Raw genomic sequence first — 22,629 nt, 5'->3', positions numbered from 1 at the left:
TCCACCATCTACTGAGAACTGTGGGTTAAGAATAGAAGATGGTATACTATCCGTTAGAAGGACACTCTGCGCATTAGATGGTCCAAAATTTGTGACTATAATCGTATAGCTGAATATTTCTCCTGGAGTAGCTACTGACTCATTACTTTGCTTTGTTACAGCAATGTCTGCTACTACGGCTGATACTGGAGTCTCTACAGTAGAAACATTATTATCTGGATTTGGATCTGGTGTAGGTGAGCTTACTGTTGCTGTATTTGTAATCATGCCTGTTGCTGTTGAACTTACTGTTCCTCTTATTATGATAATTCTTGCCCCCTGTGCTTCTATTGTTCCTAAGTTAAGGCTACCTGTCCATGGTTGGAAAGTTGATCCACCATTTACTGAGAACTGTGGGTTAAGAATAGAAGATGGTATACTATCCGTTAGAAGGACACTCTGCGCATTAGATGGTCCCAAATTTGTGACTACAATCGTATAGCTGAGCGTCTCTCCTGGTACAGCTACTGGCTCATTACTTTGCTTTGTTACAGCAATGTCTGCTTCTCCTGGTACTGATACAACTTCAAGAGGAACTGGATTAGAATCTACTGAAAAGTTCCCTGGGATACCGCCCTCTACAGGTGTATAAGAGTAATCTATTGTTGCTGTATTAATAGCAGGATTTGGATTAGGGATACCTTCAACCCTAACATCAAAAGTTACTTCAACACTTCCTAGTCCTGTAACATTTGGTAGATCAAAACCTATATTAGGATCTGCTCCTAGATTGGGCACTCCATTAACCATTACACTTCCAGGTATAAATAATAAACCAATTGGAAGAATATCTTTAAAAAATACATTAGTCAAAGGACTAGTGCAAGTATTATTTAGTCTAACCGTATATGTTACTATTTCGCCCACATTTGCAGTTGACGCACTACTTTCTTTTATTGGAGTAAATATTGGAACCGTGATTTTTTGTAAAGAGACATCGTCGATAGCATAATCATTTCCAATAACAGCTTCACCTTCACTAAAAAATTCTACTGTAATTTGAGTATTATTTAGAGAATTAATGACAGTCCCTATTTGTTTCCACTCTGGTGCATTGGTATTAACTGGAATTAAAACTCCTAATGCTTGTTGAAACAGTACATTGCCGTTTTGATCAAGTATTCTAACACCTAACTGTGCCGGTGGAAATCCTGTTACCTTAAATAGATTTAGAATCCATGTGCTAAATAAAAAATTAGTATTAGGCGTAACTGATACTGTAGATCTAAAAAATACAGCACCTGGATTAAAACCATTTACTACCATCATCCTTCCTGTTTCATTCCCTGTAGTATGATCCGCAATACGCCACCAAGCTCCTATCTGATTACTCATTGCATTATTCATAATATTTTGTACTGTATATTCGCCATCTATAGGTGTAAACTTAGTTGGATCTGGTACTACATACGTAAAATCTGGCGTAACACCTGGAAATGGTGCGGTAGCAGGTCCTGTATTAGCTGGTGTCCCTGGCTCAAAAAATCCAAATGTTCCATTATCTGCATCTGTAATAAGGTTTATATTGGATACTGTTGTGCATGAATCCAATATAGTTTGTATATGTGTATAGATCACTGGACCATTTAATATATTTTGATTTGTTATATCAGTTCCTGTTACTGTTATTAACAGTGTATTAGGAGTTGTACAGTCTAAGTTTGTTGTCCCTGAAGGAGGATTCGTAACAAAACTGATGGGCGGTACCGTAGCAGTAGGAACTGACCCGAATACTGCGTTTGTAAAATCTCCTGGCGTTGGTACTCCTCCTGTAGTTCCAAAAGCCTCTACAATTCTATAGCTACCATTTGGAACATTGATAAATGAATAATTTCCTGAAGTATCTGTAAGAACCACCAACCTAACCTCTGTTGACGTATTTTGTAATACAACTGGTACATTAGCTATTCCTGAGTCTCCAGTATTAATAGTAGAACTTCTATCTCTATCGAAAATGACTTGTCCTGAAACTGTCGTCATATTATCACACCTTTAAAATTATAATATTTGGGCCCATAATATACTATTATTTTAGAACCATTTTAGGCCTATAATATACTATTATTTTAAAAATGTTTTGTTACATTTTTATACAATAAATGTACTATTTTTTTATAAACAACAAAATTTCGCAAGCTATTAATTGTAAATAACTTGCGAATATTATTTTATTTCAATGCTTTTTTATCGCTATCTTACTCATTTTTAAAAATCAAAGCAAAAAGTAAGTAAATAGTAAAGATGGCTTCATGATCCGAATAAGTCTGTCATGATGCCACCTTTACTACTTAGGATGTTTAATTTTTCTTCATATTCTCCATAGTTACTTTGAGAAATGTTTAAAATGTTTTTTCAATATTTTTAACTACTTTTCATTAAATTTAGTGTATTTTAACTATGTAATTCTATAAAATCTTTAAGTGTTTGACTTAGTAAATCTACCTTTGTAAATTGTTTATTTTTTTCACAGAACTCATTGAATTTATCTAATATAGTTTTGTTAATTCTTAGTGTTGTTAATTTATTTTCACTATTATCTAAATCTATAATTATTTGTTGTTTATAACGGACGTATTACGTTTGTGTAATTCAATTATTTCTTTTAATACATCATAATTATTTACTAAGTCAATTATATTACTTTGAAAATCTTCATCTGATTTTTTTAATATACTTGAAACATGGTTATCTTCAAATAAGTTTGTATTACTATTGTTATATGTATCAGATGTTATACAACCGTTATCTTGCCCTGTAAGCTCTTTTAAATTATATGTATATTTATTTAATTCCTTAGAATAGCTATAATTAGCCTTTTTAAATCTATCTCTTATAGTAGTTCTCCCAACCCCAAGCTCCTTACATACGGATGTAATATACTTGTTATATTAACCCAATTATTAACTATAACTGTAACTGATAATGTTTCATCAAGTATTATAGGACCAGAATTCTTAGTAGTTGGAGACATAACATTTAACCCATGGCCAGGATTTATTGATATAGGAACATTAGCAGCTGGAGCTTTAATAAGAGGAACAGTTTGAGAAACAGCTACAGGAACTATAAATAATACAGCAATTGTAAGTTCAACAACACCAGACCCTAATTTAATTAACAACACATCATCTATATGTCTAGAGCTATAGGCTGAAATACCATCAGCAGATATTTCTGTAAAGAAAGTTGCATGTGGAAGAAAGGTTTGTGTAGGAGATTAGTTAACTTTTACAATAATAGTATCAAATGCAGGCCCATCAGCGGCTGAAAATGTTATTTTAATAGATAATGTTGTAAATTTCCTTGATTCACCAGAATTTTCGATGGATGGGGGCTCAACCTTCAATTTATGGACTGGACGCCTTAATTTAGGAACATTACCAGCAGGAGTTTCAACAGTTATTCTTATAAGTGGAACCGTGAAGCCAACACGTAATCGTAAAATAATAAATATTGCAGACGTTATTTCAACAACACCAGATCCAAACCTTAACAATAATACAGCGACAGCTAGTGTAGAAGTTAATCAATCTAGTTGGTTTAAAGATGGCTGTTGTGATGATCGTCACTGTAATAACTAAGAAATTAGCCTAGGACGTCTTAATATATAGGTTACAACATTCTTGTAATTGATTAAGAAGATTAACAAGTGTTTTCTCATTTTGAGTAAGATCCATGTTCGTAATGACAGTACCTATACATTGAGTAAAATGGACCCATTGTCAAGAACATTAGAAAAAAAGAGTTCCTAAGCGGTTATTAAAAGCTGATTTCTATATTGAATATGAGTCAGCTTTTATAGATTTCACTGGTACCTATAATTATCAAAGTAATCAATATAATCATCTACCATAAGTTGTAATTCTGCGACTTCTTTAACAGATTTAATTTTGATCATTTTAATAAAACTTTAAAAATGGTATTTTAAAATACAAAGGAAAGAACATAAAAAGTAATGTGGTACAAGTTGATGGAAGTTTAGATATACACTTAAGCTACGAATATACCAAGCCACCATCATCATACGAAGTGAAAGATGCTGTTTCCACAATAATTTATGATTATTTATATTACTTTTCAGATGCAGTGAATCACAATGATTTTTCATATATAAAGGGAAATACAGGGGAAGTACAAAGTATGATAATGAAGCGATACATTAGAAAGAAGAAGTAAATAAATAAGAAAATTTTTATATTTTTCTAAATTATGTAAAATATTAGAAATTTATGACAGCTAAAATAAATATAAAATATATATAAAAAAATATTAATATTATTGGAAAACATTTCCGAAGGTGATATAATTTGTTCGCGACAATAAAAGAAAGAAGGGCAAAAGAATTATGTTAAAAGCAATTTTAGGGGCAATAGCAGTAATATCAGCAGGTTTTTCAACAGTCTATGTAAATGACTTCAGAAAAAACAGAGATTCAGCTAACAAAGGTATTTTTAAGAAAAGTTTAATCATAGGATTTATAACAGATTTCCTAGATGCAATCGGAGTAGGATCATTTGCAACAACAACAGCAATTTTAAAATTTGATAAAAAAGTTAATGTACCTGATAAATTATTACCAGGAACATTAAACGTAGCTCATGCATTACCAATGGTAGCACAAGCACTTATGTCATTAACAGTAATAGAAATCGATATATTTACATTAGTATGTATGATAGTTGCAGCAGTAACAGGTTCTTGGATAGGAGCAGGGATAATATCTAAGTTACCAGAAAAGAAAGTTCAGTTAACTATGGGGATAGCTTTACTTGGGACAGCAGGATTACTAATAGCAAAACAATTAGGAGTAATGCCAGCAGGTGGAGATGCTATGGCACTTGAAGGAACTAAGTTAATAATAGGTGTTGTAGGCAACTTTGTACTTGGAGCATTAATGACTGCAGGTATAGGTTTATATGCACCATGTATGGCTATGGTTGCACTTCTTGGAATGAATCCAAAGGCAGCATTCCCAATAATGATGGGATCATGTGCATTTGTTGGACCAATAGCTTGTACTAAGTTCGTTAAAGAAGGAGCTTATGTAAGAGAAGTATCTATGGGTATAACTATAGGTGGTATAGTAGGTTCAATACTTGCATTAAAATTTGTTACTAACATGCCAGTATACTGGTTAAACTGGTTAGTAGTTGCAGTTGTACTTTACACAGCAGTAACTATGTTTAAGTCAGCAGTTAAGAAAGATGATGAAAATAAACTTGAAAATCAAGCAAGTTAGATAAATGGAAAGCCAATAACTAAGATTAAATTTTAGTTATTGGCTTTTTTACTTATAAAAATGGAATTAAAACAATTCCTAGATGGAAGTCTTTATCACCTTCAACATAGAAATCTCTTTCATAGTGCCTTTAAGAGGGGCAATGCCTTTTAATAAAGAATATATGATGAACTTTATCCCAAGAATGCTAGAGTTAATAAAACCTGAGTGCATAGATGAAGTTAAAAATATAATGGTTAACCATAAAGCATAATATAATAGCAAAAACTAGGTATAAGAATATATCTAGTTTTTTTAGTATTCAAGAAAATATATATTATTTTGTACATTTGATTTAGATAAATTTTATAGTTACCTCATGTGGTCACGAAAACATCACATTTATTATACAAATGAAAAGAAACTTTACATCAAATGTATTTTTACAGTATAATATAAAGCACATATTATATGTATATAAATTTATATTTAAGCTTAAATTATAAAATTAAAGGTGGTACGGGATATAACAATGAATTTAAAAACGAAAATACCAAATTTTGAAATAAGATTTGCAACTGAAAAAGATACTAAGCTAATTCTTAAGTTTATTAAGGAATTAGCAGTTTATGAAAACTTATTAAGCGAAGTAGTTGCTACAGAAGAAGTTTTATATAACTCTTTATTTGTAAAAAAACAAGCAGAAGTAATAATAGGAGAATATAATGGAGAGCCTGTTGGATTTGCTTTATTTTTCCATAATTTCTCTACATTTTTAGGTAAAGCTAATCTGTATCTTGAAGATTTATATGTACAGCCACAAATGCGTGGATTAGGACTTGGAAAATCTCTATTTTCAGCATTAGCACGTATTGCTATAGAACGAAATTGTGGACGATTAGATTGGTGGTGTCTTGATTGGAATGAACCATCTATAAAATTTTATAAGAAGATGGGTGCAATTCCAATGGATGAGTGGACAGTATACAGAGTTGAAAATGAAGCACTTGAAAAATTATCAAAAGAATTAGATGAATAATGCGAATTGAAAGATATTAATAATATTAAATATTATCGATATCTTTTTTTATGTTCAATAAAACATATCTTGCTGTGTATAGTTATTGTAGATAAATTTTATAATTATAATTACTATTAATTTGATGATATGTTGTTAAAGAAATTAAAATGATGTTTTTAGCAAAATAACAGGTTCGTAAATTTAATATATTACGAACAATTTATAGGCTATATTTATCACGAAGTGAGCTAATATAGCCTAATAATTTAAACTATAAGATGTAGTCTCTTACATAACCATAACATTCATAATTATCAAAGATAGCAATTTCAGAATCAAATTTCACGTAAATAGGCGTGTCAAGCAAAAAATCGTGCTCATTTAATAAGTCTTTATCTCCATAAAAAATAGCTTGAAGAGCAGATCTTAGATGATATTTGAAATCATTGTATTTCATTGATACAGCAAAATAATCAGAATCGCCAACATAAGCATAAAAAATCAATATATAAGAGTTATAACCGTATCTTTTATATTTCCCTATAAGTTCATCCCTCAGTTCTTCATTTATGGCAGAATAATTGTACTCAGGACCGATATCTAAAAATAGCATGTCTGTAGTATCTGAGTGTGTAAGAGTGTACTTTCTACCTTCAATTGGTCCTGAGGGTGTCATAGATGGTTTGAATGTAGCTTCAAGTTTGTTTAGGTCAAACTCCATATAATCACCAACTTTCAAAAATTAATATTACTCTATCATATAAGGAAAATAAGACAAAGGTTACAGTTTTTGGAGTTATCATGATTTTTATAATAAGGTGTTATATATGATTGTTTTTCAAGTATACAATCCTAAAGAATAACCTTAAGATAAGAAAAAATATATAATATAAGTATAAATATTAAAAGATTTTCAGATAAAAAATACAGTTGGTTGAGTAATTAAAAAAGGGGGAGTATAAAATGTCAGAAATTCTTTTGGAAGTAAGTAGAGGGCCATTGGTGGAAAATATCCATAGAGGTAACATGGCAGTAGTAGGAAGAGATGGGAAGCTTAAATACTATAAAGGAGATCCTTACAAAGTAGCATACTTACGCTCAGCACTAAAACCAGTTCAAGCTATAAATGTGTTTTTAAGTGGTGCCAATGAAAAATACAATTTTGAAGATGAAGAAATAGCACTTATGTGTGCATCTCATTATGGCCAAGACATACACAGAGAAGTTATAGACAAAATACTTGAGAAAATAGGACTGACACAAGAAAATCTTCTTTGTAAGGGAGGATATTCTTTAAATGAAGATTATAAAACATTCCAAATAGCAAATCATATTCAGCTAATTCCAGCCAACTCTGATTGTTCAGGAAAACACAGTGGAATGCTTGCATCTTGCTTAACCAAAGGATATGACATAGAAAATTATAACTCAATAAATCACCCCATACAAAAAGATATAAAAAAACTTGTAGCTGATTTTTGTGAAATAGATGAAGATAAAATTTTAATAGGAGTGGATGGATGCGGCGTTCCTGTACATGGCATGCCTCTTTACAATGCTGCCCTAGCTTTTGCTAAATTTACTCATACTGATGATTTACAAATAGATGTGAAAAATGCTTGTGATAGAATTTTTCAATCCATGAATAATGCACCAGAGATGGTTGCTGGTATAGATGGATTTTGCACAGAATTAATAAAAAATACTAATGGGAAAATTATTGGGAAGCTGGGAGCTGATGGTGTTTATTGTGTGGCTGTAAAGGGTGCAGATATTGGCATTGCTATAAAAATTGAAGATGGGAATTACACAAGGGCTATACCTCCTGTTGTTATGAGATGTTTGGAGGAGCTTGGTGTGCTAACTTTGGAAGAGATAAAGGCCTTGAACAAATTTAGAGGTGAAGATTTAATAAATAGTCTGGGATACACAATAGGTCAGGTAAGACCAGTTTTTCATTTGGATAAAGCGTAAAACTCAATGTGTATAATTTTGAAAACCAAGGGTGTATCAAAAAAGATACACCCTTGGTTTTTTCATAAAGTTGGAATTATATAAACCTTTAGTATATAATTGGTATATATTACAAAGATGAGAATGAGGTTGTTTTTAAAGTAAGTATAGATGACTATATTGTCGATGGCATGGATTAATAATTTATCCACTGTTATTGATTGTCTAATTGCCAAGCAACATGAAAGTTGGCGGTTATTATATAATGCGAATTTTATAATCAAGAAAGAGGGGAATTTCATGAAAAAAATATTATCTATAATATTGCCAAGTATTATAATACTCGCAATAACTTTATGGGGTAGGGCTGATAAAAATATATTAGTTGGATTGTTTTTACTATTTCCAATTATCTTTATCATACAAGGAATAATGTATTCAGATTTTAAAAAGGAATTGCTTATAGGATTTCTTTTATCTTCAATATCATTTATTATACCTATAAATTTATGGTTTAATATGGGAAGTTGTATTGAATTATTAATAATATATAATATATTAGGTATAATAAGTTTTTTAGTTAAGAAGAAAGTATCTTCTAGGAACAGTTAATATAATTTAGAATTATCTAACAAAGCCAAAAACTATTTTGACAAGATGTGTTCTTTGAACATATGTTAGGATAGTTTTTTATTTTTGAAAAATTTTATTTAGCCAATATTTAAAGTATATAGAAAAGTGAATAACTAACGTATATACAGTAAGAGGGAGTGAATAGTTTTTTCTTCAGAACAGCAAGCTAAAAAACTCTAATATTAAATTAAAAACTATTTTAGAAAGGTACTATTATAGAAATGAAAAAAATACTTAAGAATGTGTTGTTATGTATCCTATGTGTAAGTATAGGAATATTTATAGGAATTAATAGCAAAAAGTTAATTAAAAATATGTTTAGTAAAGCAAATTCATCAGCAGAAAGTGTAGTAGAGCATTTTGTGCAAGCAACCTATAACAAGGACAAAGACACAATGATAAAATGCTTAAGCCCAGATTTAAATAATGTTGACAAGTTGAAGAAATTCAAATCAAAGGGAAGTAAAACAGCATCAGATATACTCGCTATATATGAACATAATCTTTACTACAAAAAAAATCCACCAAAAGATCTTTCAAAGGAAGATATGAAAGCGCATAATTCATCTATGGAAAAAATAGAGAAGGGTAATCTTGTTGAAGTTTACGTAGATTTTCTTCTAAATAATACAGGTGCCAAAGGAAAAGACATAAAAGAAGAACACATAGGTGTAAAATCCTTAGTTGATGAGAAATATTATGAAGGAAAAAACGTAGACAAAGACTATTTAGATATGAAATTTTCCATAACTCTTAATAATAATGGTGACATATCAAAAGAAGATGAGAACATAGTAATTCAAAACAAAGAAGAAAAATATTATATAGTTGATATGGATATGTAGTAATTGACAGTGGGGGTAAAAGGTGAGAGATAGAAGAAGATTAGAACAAAACAAGAGATCAAATAACAAGCATCAAAAAAGAAGGGGAATATCAAAAAACAGTAAAAGTAAGAAAAAAATAAAAGAGAAAAAAAACATTAAAGAGATTCTACGTAATAAAATAATAAATATAAACATATCGTGGACTTTAATAATAATAAGTCTGTTTTTAGGCATGCAAATAGGTTTTTTTACTGATTTTAATATAAAAGATTTAATTGAAGATATAAGTAAATATAGAATATCTATAGTAAAGGAAGATGATCAATCAGAAGAATCAGAAACTGATAAAAAAAACAATCAACCAAAGTCAGATGAAATTAATAAAGCCAAGAAGGCAATAGTAAATTCATGCGGAAGTGAATTTAAAGATGTGGATTATTCAGAAGAAGGTGAACACCCAACTAAAGGAAAGGGAGAGTACTATATTTTTAAGATGGGTAAAGAGGCAACAGGAAATATGATGTTTTACGTTGATAAAAATACATATGAAGTATTTGAGTATTCTGTTGGTGGATACTTTGGGGAGTATAGAAGAGGAAGGTATAGTCCCTTAGCGAATGAAAATAAATAGGTTATGTTGTTATTTTAAAAGAATCAGATTTATCTGGTTCTTTTTTTATATACTTATACTGAATGAATAAAATTTAGTGAGTAAATTAGTTGAGAGTCTAGACATTATTTTATACTTTACTATTTATAATAAGAATTAACTATTTAGATTATTATAGTGGTGTATCAAAAATGATACACCACTGAATTTCGACCTAATTTATGGGATTTATTAAAAAAGGAAGATTACTTACTTATTTGTAATCAAAAATAATGATTTTGTTTAAGTAAAAAATAGTAAAATCACCAGTGATAACTAAAAATCTTATATAATATAACTATAAATATTAAAAAAAGACTTTAATTAGTAACGAAAATATAAAGGTAAATCATTACTAAGTTTTGTGAATATTTATGAAGGGAAACAGAAAAAATCAGTTGTTAGCAGTATATTGTTGTATTAAATGATAAGGGGCTTTGCTAATTTTTTTGAGGGGATTGTAAGTGATTTTAAAAATAGTTATAAGATGTAACAAATAAATGTTAAATAATTAGGGGGAGGTAAAAATGCATTATACTATAACTGTAGAAGAACTTTATAAAAATGGGTATAAAGATATACCTACAAGAGGAGGAGTGTACATTGTAAAAGTACCTGAAAATTTTACTGTTGAGATAACAAATAATACAACAGGTATTAAAGAACATAAAGGTAAAAACTTGCTTTATAATAAAGAATATTTAGAAGAAAAGTATAATAAAGTGGTTGATAAAGATATTTTATATTATGGAAAAGCTACAAGTTTAAGAAATAGAATTACATCTCTTGTAAAATATGCATACGGTAAGTGCAAGAATCATAGAGGTGGAAAAGCCTTGTGGCAAATTAAAAATAGTACAAAATTAATAATAGAGTATTATATATTTGATGACTTAAATGATGAAGTGAAAAATAATAATAAACCTAGAGATGAAGAAAAGAGGCTTATCATGGAATATAAGAATAAAAATAACAATGAAAGGCCATTTGCTAATTTTAAAGATTAAATAATGCAAAAATAACTAAAAAGGGGGTAATAACTATGGGATTATTAAGTAAAATAGGTAACTTAATAAATGTTAATAATAATTTATCATCAAATAAGGAAAATATGTTTATAAATATACCTAATGACATTATGGAGCTACTTTGGTTTAAAGATGGAAAATACAAAAACTATGAAGATAAAAAGGCTAAAGAAGATAAAATAGAATCAAATGGAATAACTATAACTTTTTCCTTTTTATCAAAGCAAGAACCAAGCCTAATAAGTATAAATAATATGATTAAAAACTCACAAAATAAAGACATTGAAACTCCAGGGTACTACCCATCCTACGATGAATTAACTCCTCAGCAAAGATGGATTTATCTAAATTGGCTTAAAAACATAGACAATAAAATAGATATTAGCTATGTATTTTTATTTTATTATGGATTAGAAAGGCATTTGTTATTTGGAGACTACACAAAAGCATGGAATATATTATGTAGATTGAGAAAAAATCATAAAAATCAGTCTTTTATTTCATATTCTACAAATGCATTGATTGCTACTTGTATAATACGTAATAGACCAGATTTATTTATACAGTTATTAGAAGATACAGAGGATGTAGATGATATGTACATATCCGATTTGTATCTTTTAGCTAAGTATAAATTATATGGAGAAATTATGCCTAAAGAGGTAATGGCTATAGCTAGCAAAGTTGGATTTAAAAATAATAGATATATCAAGAATGAAAGTTTAGTTTTTGAGGATGAGCTTTCAAATATATTATTTGAAAGATACAATAAAAACGGCATAGACTTAAGATTATTTGACTTGAAGAAATGTCCTGAGAAAGATATAACATTAATAGCGAATATCTCAATAGATGAAAGGTACACTAAAATTCCAAGTTTATTGGAAAATGGTGAATTTAAAACATATATTCATGATTTATTGTCAGAGACTCATGAAATTACAAAAACTAAATTAAAAGAGATTAGAAAATCACAGGCCTATGTTCCATCTATTAAGCCTAAGAAGAGAGAGAAGAAAGAACCAGATAAAATATTTAAAGAAAGTATTCTATTTGAAAAGATAGATACTAATATTTTTGATAAAAATGAAGAATTCTATGACCATTATATTTGCCCATATTGTAAAGAAAAGGTGGAAAAACTACCTGTGTCTAAAGGTAAATGTACAAAATGCAAAAACGATATATTAATAAAAAATAGTATATTTACAGGTGTGAAAATAGCACTAACAAAAGAAGAAAATGAATTAATGGTTAACATAAGAAATGAAAGAGCGAGAAGACATTTTATTGATAATATAATTAATAATTTACCAATTAGTGCAAAGGAGGTAAAAAAGGTAGTATCTAAAAGAAATATTACTATAGAAGAAGCATTAATTGAGGAAATAGAAAAAATTTCTGTTAATGAAAAATTAAATAATAACATGGGTATATATAGATGCTATATTATGGATAGAGGAAGAATATATGAAAAAATGGGAAATCTAAAAGAAGCTCTAAAGTTATATATGCTAGTATGTTATTATGACTTAAATGGAGCTACAAATGGTGGATCAATAGGATTAGGATATGATAAAAATCAGATATTCTTGGCACCTGCAGTTATAGACTGGATAAAGAAAATAACAAAGAGTTTAAAACTAAGTGAAGAAGATCTATATAATCTGTTAAATCAAGTTATAAAGGATAAAAAAGAAAATGAAATGTTTATAAATGATAATGTAGTATGGAAATGTATGTATAAGGCTATATATGAAGACATTTTAGTTAGAGGAACTTATGAAGAAATTTTAGAACAGCTAATTTAATAGTATGGTAAGGTTGTAATAAAAAATATCATTTTGACAAAATTCAAAATGACATTTTTTTATTTATAGTATATATTTTGATGAAAAACAGACTAGATTATTTTGTAGAAATACATGTTATAATAAATATTGAAAAAACAAAAGAGTTAATTGAAGACACAAATGATTTGCAGAAGATGCAGATGTTTACAAGGTATAAGTTTAATTTCAAAACTTATGAATGGGGATTTTGTATCAAATAATTAGGTTTATGCTTAAAATTTCTACCTTTAAATGTATCGGTTTTTGTTAATAAAATATTATTAAAATAGGGGGATGACAATGGGGAAAATACATTTTGAAAAACTTACTCCAATTAAAGACGTCGAATTAAAAACATATAAAGAGGCATTAGATTTTGTATTTGAGAACAATGAAATAAGGAATATTGCTATTACAGGTGCTTAGAGTGCCGGTAAAAGTAGTGTTGTAGAATCCTATAAAAAGCACGTTCCAACTAAAAAGTTTTTACATATATCTTTAGCAAATTTTGAAAGACATGATAAATTAAATGAAATAGATGATGATAGTCAAGAGCAAGAAGAAGAAAATAATAATGATACAAAAACTTATATAAAGGAATCTATATTAGAAGGTAAAATACTTAATCAATTAATTCATCAAATAAATCCATCTGATATACCTCAAACCAATTTTAAAATAAAAAACACAGTACCGAATAAAAGTATTATTAAGACAACCGCAATTATCATAGCTTTTATTGTTTCAGGTTTGCATCTACGTTATCATAAAGAATGGATTGATTTTGTAAATAGTTTGAATCAATTTTATAGCTTGAGATTTATTCAGATAACAACTAAAGGAATAAGTTTATTTTTTAGTGGTGTTATTTTTAGCGTAATATTTGTAATAGCAGTATTTAATTTTGTAAGGATGCAAAAAAATAAAAGTATTTTTAAAAAGTTAAACTTTAGCGGTAATGAAATAGAGATTTTTGAAAAAAGTGACGAATCATATTTTGATAAATATCTAAATGAAGTATTATATATATTTGAAAATTGTGATGCAGACGTTATTGTTTTTGAGGATATAGATAGATATAATATGAATGAAATATTTCAACGACTAAGAGAAATAAATATACTAGTTAATTCTAAAAGAGTGAGAAGTCATAAAGAAGTATTAAGATTTTTATATTTAGTTAGAGATGATATTTTTATATCTAAAGATAGAACTAAGTTTTTTGATTTTATTGTGCCTATAGTACCTGTTATAGATAGCTCAAATTCATATAATCAGTTTATAGCTCATCTTAAAGCAGGTAATATATTTGATAAGTTTGATGAACATTTCTTGCAAGGTATATCACTATATGTTGATGATATGAGAATGTTGAAGAATATTTATAATGAATTCGTAATTTATTACAATAGAATTGGAACAACAGAGCAAGATTATAATAAGTTACTTGCAATGATTGTATATAAAAATATATTTCCACGTGACTTTAGTGAGACACAAATTAATGTAGGGTTTGTATCAACAATATTTGCAAATAAAGAAGAGATAATAAAAGAAGAAATAAATAAAATAAATATAAAGATACAAGAACTAGAAGATAAATTTAATGATTGTGAAAAGGAACATATTAATAATATAGGAGAATTAGATTTAATATATGGAAGTAGAAATATGTATGGAGAATTGTCTGTAAACTGTAATAATCCACAGTATATTGAGAGAAAGAAAAACTTTGAACTAAGGCAAAGCAATACGTATTACGAAATAAAAGAGAGAATTAATATTTTAAATGATGAAAAAGTAATATTAAATTATAAGAAATTAAGTGAGATTATAACAAGAGAAAATATTAATGAAATTTTTGATGTAAATTATGAAAACTTTATAGGTGAAATTAATGATTTTAATGAAATTAAATCAAGTCAATACTTTGATCTAATAAAATATTTAATTAGAAATGGATATATTGATGAAACATATACAGATTATATGACATATTTTTATCCTAATAGCTTATCAAGAAATGATAAAATGTTCTTACGTAGTGTAACAGATAAAAAAGCTAAAGAATGGACATATAATATAGAAAATCAGAGATTAGTATTGTATAGACTTAAAGAAGTAGATTTTGATGAAATAGAAACATTAAACTTTAATTTATTTGAATATCTTTTACAATATCAACATGAGAATAAAAAATATTTAGATAGATTTATGAATCAATTAAGAGATAGTAGACAGTTTAAGTTTATGCAAGGATATTTTAATTTCACGAGGGATTTAGCTACGTATATAAAAACAACTAATAAATATTGGACTACATTTTTAGAAGAAATTAATTCTTGTTCACAATTTACATACAAAGAAATGAAAGAGTGTATATTACAAACACTTTACTACTCTGATAAAGTTGATATAGAAAATATTAATAAGGACGGATTTTTATCAAATACTATATCATCAGATAGGATGTTTTTAAATATAGAAGAACCTAATGTAGAAAAGCTTATAGAAGAATTTATAATTTTAAATATTAAGTTTGAGACTTTAGTGTTTGAAGAATCTAATAAAGAATTATTTGAGTCAGTTTATAAAAATAAACTATATAAGCTTAATCAAGAAAATATATCATTAATTCTAAGATATATTTTTAAAGTTGAAAATGAATATGATATAAAAAATAAGAACTATTCTCTTCTATTGGAAAATTCTAATTCAAAACTTTTAGAATATGTAAATGAAAACATTCAAAATTACATAGAAATGATAATTAATAACTGTGAAGATAAAATATTAGATGTACAAGAAGCTGCATTAAAATTAATAAATAACAATGATGTTGATCTAACTAAAATAAAGGAATACATAATGTTATTGGATACAGAGTTGACACTACTTAAAGATATAGAAAATAGGGAACTATGGGCATATGTATTACAAAACAGAAAAATTAAGTACTCTATAGAAAATATTCTTATTTATTATTTTGCTATGGATAGTACACTAGATGAAATTTTGATAAACTTCATTAATAGTGGTGAAATCAAGTTTGAAATTTCTCAAACATACATAGATGAAACATTTGGTGAGGGTAGTTCTCAAAAAATATTTAAATCAATAGCAGTATGTGAAGATATAAAAATAGAAAATTATATAAAAATATTAAAAGAACTTAAATATATATATCCTGCTCCAACTCAAGAAATAGAAGAACTATCAGGAGAAAGAGTAGAAGTCTTAGTTGAATTAGATAAATTTGAAGTCACAGCTCAAAATATAGAATTTTTACAATCAAATTATAATAAATTATTTATAATTTTTATTGAAAAAAATATTGAAAAATATATAAATAAGATTGAAGATTTGCCTAAAGTTAAAAAAGATGAGTTAATAACTTTATTATCATCAAATATAGATGATGATTTTAAAATAAAACTTAGTTCTAATTTTGAAGGGCAAATATCCATATCACAGATAGAATGTAGTGATAGTGTTAAAAACTTCATAATTAATAATAATTTTGATAAATCAGATCTTATAGATTTAGTACAGAATTATATGGATTCTAGTGATTTAATAAAAAATACTACATTAAATATATGTGTAGAACACATTAATATGATTATTGAAGATAAAATTGATTTTAATTATGATTTACTTATAGAGCTATTGAAAGAGGATGATATAGTAAATGATACAAAATTAAAACTTTTAAATAATTCTCTGTATAAGTTATCTAAAACAGAAACACAAGAAGCTATAAAATGTATAGGCTTGATTGAGCACGAAAAGATATTTACTAATGGTAGACCTAAGTTTGAAATTAATGGAGTAAATAGAGAATTTTTAAGTGAGTGTGCAAATAAAAGGTGGATATCAGAATTTAGTGAGGAAGAAGGATTCTATAAAATTAGTCGTAAACGTTTATGCTTAACATAATAATTATCAGCTGGGTCTCGAAAATAATTCAGAATGATGATTGTAGTTGTGATTTTTGACGATTTATATTAAGAACTTGATAATAACTTATAAACTATTGAACATAATTTATAAGATAACTAAATATACTATAATGATTAGAGCTCTGGAAACCTTTGAGGACCAGGGCCTTTTTATTATAACTAGAAATATCTGATGTTGAAAGGAATTATTATAGAGCAAAAAGAATTTAAAACAGTTGATGAACCGTTGGAAGTTTTGAAAAGTAGAGGCTTATGTTTTTCTACTGATGAATCAGCAAAAAGGTATTTAGAAAAAGAAAATTATTATAATATTATAAATGGATACAAGGATTTATTTTTAGAAACAAGAAAAACATCAATAACAGATGAAATATATAAAGATAAAGCTGAGTTTTAAGAAATAAAAGCATTATATGAAATTGATTTTGAATTAAAATCAATCATTCCTAAGAGGATACTAAGAGTTGAAAATACTATAAAAGCAATCCTAGCATACAAATTTTGAGAAAAGTATGGACATGATAATTATATGAAAATGGATAATTTTCATTATAAACAAAGTGATGCTAAAAGTATAAAATATGTTATGGACTTAATAACAGGGTTACAAGGTATAATTGAAAAACAAGTATAAAGATGGTTTCATTAAACTCATATGATGTAGCAAGCTATGTTCAAAAGCATAAGCATAAAATTAAGAAAAAAGTAGTTGTATAAAAAAGATAGATACCTTTAAGTTTTTGTTAAAATATTGGTAATTTATAGATGAAAATAAATTTGTACTTTATATAAAAATATATCAAGATATAATAAACTAGAAAATAAAGGTATAAATAAGAATTTCGTACTTGTATGACCTCTGGTGGTGCAGTTCTTGGCAATTTGTTTCAAGAACTTACTACTACAACTCAAGGTACATATATACTCACATAAAATCATATAATTTTAAAAATATAATGTGGGGGAAAAGCTAATATGGAAGAAACAGATAAAAATATATGTGTTTTTTGTGGTAAAGAAGTTGACAAGGAAAATAAATTTTCGTGTAAAAGCTGTAATACTATATACCATAAAAAATGCTTATTAGACAACAATGGAGTATGCAAAATTTGTAACCATGATAACATTAACGATTTACAATTAGAGGAACAAAGACCTTCACAGGAAGAAAAAAATCAAGAAACAGACATAAATGAAAAATTAACTAAAGTTGAGGAAATAGAATTAAAAGAAAATAAATTTTGCACAAATTGTGGTCACTTGTTGCAAGATGGACAGTGTTATTGCTCTAAATGTGGGATGAAAACAGATGAAGATAAACCAAGAAAAAATCTAGTTTCATCTAAATTTAACAAGAAGCACTTAATAATAATTCTATGTATAGTAGGTATTAGCATTATAGGTATTTCGGCTTATAATTATAATAAAAAACAAGAACAACAACAAGCAAGGATAGAATATATTAAATTATTAAAAGAATATCAACACGAAATAGTATCAGCTGGGGCAAATTTAGAAGATATTTCAGATACAGTTCAAAAATATTGGTATGAAAATATTTATAAGGATAAACATGGATCTAGTATAGATTCAGCTATTTTAATGGCTATTTTGGATAAAAAAGATGAGATTGAATTAGCTAAAACTTACGATGAAAAAATTCAATCACTATATAGTAAATTAAAATCAATACCTGAAGGTAGTGAAGATTTATCAGATGTGCTAAGTATAATAAGTGATACATATAATTCATATACAAATTTTTATGATTTTGCAATTGAACCATCTGGTAACTACAATGAATATTCAGATAAAAATAGTTCAAAGACTGATGATTTTTTAGATAAATATAGAGTACTTGAAAATTATATAGAAACAGATAAGGAATTTAGTGATACAAATACGAAAGAAGCATCATAGGTATTTAATACAGGTAAATAAACTGCAATTGAAGACTGTAAATAGATTTGTGTAAAACAAACTTACCTACAGTAATAATTATTATAGTGATTTTATTTTGAAAACAAATATGAAAGCTTGGAGTTTAATGCTCCAGGCTTTTTTGTAGTCCTATGATACTTTTTTTATTTTATTGTAAATTTTTATTACTTTATCAACTCTACCCTTGTATTTATTTACATAGTCATAAGCAGATAATTTATTTTTTAAACCGAAATAATTATGTCTAGATTGAAGGTTATCTAGTTTATCAGATTCAGGACTAAGAGGAGCAGCATCAGTTGTTTTTGCAATACTTTTTTATGCAAAGTTTATGAAGAATTAATACATCAGAAAAATTACTTAGTAAATAATTATTGACTTTATTGGATTACAGTTGTAAGATTTAATTAAAGATTACAATTGTAAGTTTAGGGAGGGATAATAATGAAACAAAATATTTCTGAATCAGAATTAGAAATAATGAAAATATTATGGCAAAAACAAGAAGCAACCAGTGCTGAAATAATAGAAGAACTAAAAGATAAAAGTGATTGGAAACCAAAAACAATTCAAACACTTATTACAAGATTAGTATCAAAGGAAGTTGTACAAGTAGACAAAAGCAATAAAAAATCATATATCTATAGCACAACAGTTAGTGAAGATGAGTACAAAGATGATGCAAGTAAGTCATTTTTAGAAAAACTTTATAGTGGATCAATAAATAAAATGGTACTTAGCTTTGTAAAAAGTAAAAAATTATCAAAATCAGAAATAGAAGAGTTAAAAGACATGTTAAAAGATGAGTAGAAATTAAATGATATTGATAAGTAAATTAAAATATTAAGAGGGTAAATAAAAGAGGAAATGAATTATGGAAAATATTTGGGGATATATAGTTGGGGCTACTGTTTTTGGAAGTGCGACAGGTCTTATAATACTACTAATAAAAACCTTACTAAAAAATAAAATTAACAAAAGATATGCATACCTACTTTGGATTATATTAGTAATAAAACTAATAATTCCATTTGGACCAGAGAGCAATATAAGTTTGTTTAATAGCATACCAATAAATTCTAATATGGAAAACATACTGAGCAGTAATAGAGGTCAACTAGAAAATAACAGTACTAAATTAGATGATACAAATAGTAATTCAAATGCGTCGCAAACTAATGACTACATAGAGGCAGACAATAAGACTAATGGAGTAAATAGTACAGCCTCAACTTCTAAAGATAATTACAGTAATAATGAGGATAATGAAAATGTTGGACAAAATAGTCAAGTAATTAATAATACTGCCTCAAGACCAATATTAGGTATAAATAAAGATAAACTATCAACAATATTGTCATTTGTGTGGTTATTTGGATTTATATTTGCAATAATTGGTCACATGGTAATTTATATTTATTTTATAAAAGACTTAAAAAAATCTTCTATATTAAAATATGAAAGACTAGAAAAAATATTAAAAAACTGTAAATCACAATTAAATATAAATAAAAATATTCAAGTAATAGTACATGATACAATAAGCTCACCATCACTTGTGGGAATGTTTAAAGTCAACATTATTTTACCAAGACATTTAATAAATTTAAGTGAAGAAGAGTTAACACACATATTTTTACATGAATTATGCCATTACAAAAATAAAGATAATTACATAGATAATTTACTTGGAGTGTTACAATTCGTACATTGGTTCAATCCACTTATTCATTACTATTTCAAAAAAATGAGAAATGACATGGAAATAGCTTGTGATGAAAGGGTATTAAATCTTTTAAATGAAGATGAACATAACAAATATGGTATTACAATGCTTAATGTTTTAGAAAAAATTAATTTTACTTCTAAAATGAGAGTAGGATTAAATATGGCTAATGATAAGAAAACTATGAGAGAAAGAGTAGAGCTAATAAAAAATAGTAAGAATTTATCTAAGAAAAAGAAGATATTTACAGTAACAGGTATAATTTGTTTACTTGTAATGAGTGGAGTATTACTTACAAATGCAAAAATTATAAAAGTAGATGATGATTTAGATAATGCCATATCAAATGTTATTTTAGAAGAATATAGACCAAAACATGAAAAAAACTATCCAGGAATATATTCTGGGGATGGAGAATTATCTGTAGAAGCTCATAAAATTTTAGGTAAATCTACTAAAAATGATAAAATAGAAATTTACTTAATAGCAACTTATGGAGATTATGAATTCCAAAATAATATATTTAATTTGGTACATGCTAGCTCACAAGCACCTTTAAAAATAACATTTACAACTAACCAGGAAGAAGGCAGTAAATTAAAAGATAATAATAAATATTACTTTGTAGATATGAAAATGGTAAGTGATGGAGCTAATTTGGAAAAATCCATAAAAGATATGTTTCCAAGAAAAGAAGCCAATAAAGCGTTGGATATTATAAATGGTTCAAAGGGATCAGAAAAATTATTTGAAGAAATAAACCAAGATGCAACACAATATGTTGAAAGTTTAGGCAGAAAATCAAAGGTAACTTATCATCATGTAAAAAAAGAAAATATAGATGAATCTGCATTTGATAACATATGGAAGTTAAAAGAAGTAGGTACATATCCTGATTATATTGGAACTAGGGAAGTTATAGAAAATAAAAAAAGATATATTTATAAAACAGATTATAGTAAAACAACTAAAGTGTTACTTTTTACGAAAACTGATGAAAATGGTGATAAAGTAGAAGAAATTTCATACGAGATAAACAATAACAAAATGCAAAAAATAGACAGTGATAAATATGTTTCTTACAAAGAATTCTCAGGAAGAAGTTTTTTATATATAGATGAAGCTAAGACTACATTTACAGCAGAGGAAATAAAAATAGTAAATAATGAAGCTAAAGTTTATGTAAGTGTTGAGAACGAAAGTGATAAAGATTTACACCTATCTATGAAAAATGTAACTATAGGAGAAAATACAAAAAATGTGGACGCTGAAGTTACTATAGGTAGAGGAGAAAGTCAAAATAATATTTTAACTATTAAAGGAATATCAAAAATAAGTGATTTACATGGTTTGAATACAGGAACCATATTAATAAGAAATATGAATAATACAGATGATGTAGAAAAAATAGACTATATAAATAAGTTGTAAATAAACTTTAAAATATAAACACAAGTTACAAAAATTTCAATAATATGTATGAGGCTCTGTTAAGTTAAGAAGAATAATGTAAAATAAAAAGATTAGTTTCATGGGGGCACTTAGACTTGCGCTTTTGAGAACAGGATTTCCAATTAAAGCAATTACATTACAAGTTTCAAATGATCATTATGAAGCAGATGTGAAAAGTAATGAAAAAATATATACTTTGACAAATCCACCTACAGAAGAAGCTACACAAGAAATATTAGAAAACTGGGTAGTAGCAAAACATGGGATTTTCTATGTTGGAGAATACTTTGGCTGGTAAATGTATAAGCAAATAATCCCCCTTACGTTTAAAATATACGTAGGGGGGAT

General features: G+C 27.3%; 20 protein-coding genes and 1 pseudogene. 18 read left to right on the top strand and 3 right to left on the bottom strand.

Features of this window, described 5'->3' with window-relative positions; genetic code table 11:
- A partial coding sequence (locus tag K0039_RS10685) for an SdrD B-like domain-containing protein (protein ID WP_228105038.1) occupies positions 1-2,019 on the bottom strand: 2,019 nt, incomplete at its 3' end.
- An 850-nt stretch (positions 2,020-2,869) separates the two neighbouring features.
- Positions 2,870-3,160 carry a hypothetical protein gene (locus K0039_RS10680; protein WP_228105037.1) on the bottom strand — a complete coding sequence of 97 codons (291 nt, stop codon included), beginning with the start codon at positions 3,158-3,160 and terminating at the stop codon, positions 2,870-2,872.
- Positions 3,161-3,272: 112 nt separating this feature from the next.
- Between K0039_RS10680 and K0039_RS10675 the strand changes: the two genes are divergently transcribed.
- The 4 genes from K0039_RS10675 to K0039_RS10660 all read left to right on the top strand — a co-directional run bounded on the left by K0039_RS10675 (position 3,273) and on the right by K0039_RS10660 (position 6,296).
- Complete coding sequence (locus K0039_RS10675) at positions 3,273-3,620, top strand: DUF11 domain-containing protein (RefSeq protein ID WP_228105061.1); 348 nt, start codon at positions 3,273-3,275, stop codon at positions 3,618-3,620.
- A gap of 376 nt (positions 3,621-3,996) precedes the next feature.
- A complete protein-coding gene (locus K0039_RS10670) occupies positions 3,997-4,215 on the top strand; it encodes a hypothetical protein (protein ID WP_228105036.1) in 219 nt (72 codons plus the stop codon).
- A 169-nt stretch (positions 4,216-4,384) separates the two neighbouring features.
- Positions 4,385-5,278 (top strand): sulfite exporter TauE/SafE family protein, encoded by an 894-nt coding sequence (locus K0039_RS10665; protein ID WP_228105035.1) that lies wholly within the window; start codon positions 4,385-4,387, stop codon positions 5,276-5,278.
- 511 nt (positions 5,279-5,789) lie between these two features.
- Positions 5,790-6,296, top strand: coding sequence for a GNAT family N-acetyltransferase (locus tag K0039_RS10660; protein ID WP_265589459.1), 507 nt, complete (start codon positions 5,790-5,792; stop codon positions 6,294-6,296).
- Between the two features lie 253 nt (positions 6,297-6,549).
- Here the strand turns inward: K0039_RS10660 and K0039_RS10655 are convergent, their stop codons facing one another.
- Positions 6,550-6,999: a staygreen family protein gene (locus K0039_RS10655; RefSeq protein ID WP_228105034.1), complete on the bottom strand. Its 450-nt coding sequence runs from the start codon at positions 6,997-6,999 to the stop codon at positions 6,550-6,552.
- A gap of 242 nt (positions 7,000-7,241) precedes the next feature.
- Between K0039_RS10655 and K0039_RS10650 the strand changes: the two genes are divergently transcribed.
- From K0039_RS10650 to K0039_RS10590, 14 genes and pseudogenes are all read left to right on the top strand, one after another.
- The gene (locus K0039_RS10650) at positions 7,242-8,252 is read left to right on the top strand and encodes an asparaginase (RefSeq protein WP_228105033.1); all 1,011 of its coding nucleotides are present in this window, start codon (positions 7,242-7,244) and stop codon (positions 8,250-8,252) included.
- A 279-nt stretch (positions 8,253-8,531) separates the two neighbouring features.
- A complete protein-coding gene (locus K0039_RS10645; RefSeq protein WP_228105032.1) occupies positions 8,532-8,843 on the top strand; it encodes a hypothetical protein in 312 nt (103 codons plus the stop codon).
- 242 nt (positions 8,844-9,085) lie between these two features.
- Positions 9,086-9,709, top strand: coding sequence for a hypothetical protein (locus tag K0039_RS10640; protein ID WP_228105031.1), 624 nt, complete (start codon positions 9,086-9,088; stop codon positions 9,707-9,709).
- 22 nt (positions 9,710-9,731) lie between these two features.
- Positions 9,732-10,322, top strand: coding sequence for a hypothetical protein (locus K0039_RS10635; protein ID WP_228105030.1), 591 nt, complete (start codon positions 9,732-9,734; stop codon positions 10,320-10,322).
- A 545-nt stretch (positions 10,323-10,867) separates the two neighbouring features.
- A complete protein-coding gene (locus K0039_RS10630) occupies positions 10,868-11,347 on the top strand; it encodes a hypothetical protein (protein WP_228105029.1) in 480 nt (159 codons plus the stop codon).
- A 35-nt stretch (positions 11,348-11,382) separates the two neighbouring features.
- Positions 11,383-13,179, top strand: coding sequence for a TerB N-terminal domain-containing protein (locus K0039_RS10625; RefSeq protein ID WP_228105028.1), 1,797 nt, complete (start codon positions 11,383-11,385; stop codon positions 13,177-13,179).
- An 80-nt stretch (positions 13,180-13,259) separates the two neighbouring features.
- Positions 13,260-13,421 carry a hypothetical protein gene (locus K0039_RS10620; protein WP_228105027.1) on the top strand — a complete coding sequence of 54 codons (162 nt, stop codon included), beginning with the start codon at positions 13,260-13,262 and terminating at the stop codon, positions 13,419-13,421.
- A gap of 79 nt (positions 13,422-13,500) precedes the next feature.
- Positions 13,501-13,626, top strand: a complete 126-nt coding sequence (locus tag K0039_RS21985; protein WP_265589458.1) for a hypothetical protein — start codon at positions 13,501-13,503, stop codon at positions 13,624-13,626.
- Positions 13,627-13,638: 12 nt separating this feature from the next.
- Positions 13,639-17,139 (top strand): annotated as a pseudogene (locus K0039_RS10615) (YobI family P-loop NTPase); the annotation flags it as partial.
- Positions 17,140-17,334: 195 nt separating this feature from the next.
- The gene (locus K0039_RS10610) at positions 17,335-17,559 is read left to right on the top strand and encodes an Abi family protein (RefSeq protein ID WP_228105025.1); all 225 of its coding nucleotides are present in this window, start codon (positions 17,335-17,337) and stop codon (positions 17,557-17,559) included.
- 578 nt (positions 17,560-18,137) lie between these two features.
- Complete coding sequence (locus K0039_RS10605) at positions 18,138-19,082, top strand: PHD finger domain-containing protein (protein WP_228105024.1); 945 nt, start codon at positions 18,138-18,140, stop codon at positions 19,080-19,082.
- Positions 19,083-19,547: 465 nt separating this feature from the next.
- The gene (locus K0039_RS10600) at positions 19,548-19,913 is read left to right on the top strand and encodes a BlaI/MecI/CopY family transcriptional regulator (protein WP_228105023.1); all 366 of its coding nucleotides are present in this window, start codon (positions 19,548-19,550) and stop codon (positions 19,911-19,913) included.
- Between the two features lie 64 nt (positions 19,914-19,977).
- Positions 19,978-22,260 carry a M56 family metallopeptidase gene (locus K0039_RS10595; protein ID WP_228105022.1) on the top strand — a complete coding sequence of 761 codons (2,283 nt, stop codon included), beginning with the start codon at positions 19,978-19,980 and terminating at the stop codon, positions 22,258-22,260.
- Between the two features lie 100 nt (positions 22,261-22,360).
- Positions 22,361-22,579, top strand: coding sequence for a hypothetical protein (locus K0039_RS10590; RefSeq protein WP_228105021.1), 219 nt, complete (start codon positions 22,361-22,363; stop codon positions 22,577-22,579).
- Positions 22,580-22,629 lie beyond the last annotated feature (50 nt).

This window comes from Terrisporobacter mayombei, from assembly GCF_020748465.1.
Taxonomy (GTDB): domain Bacteria; phylum Bacillota; class Clostridia; order Peptostreptococcales; family Peptostreptococcaceae; genus Terrisporobacter; species Terrisporobacter mayombei.
The sequence above is the reverse complement of the archived record's forward strand: the minus strand, read 5'-3'. Positions and strand labels throughout refer to the sequence as shown.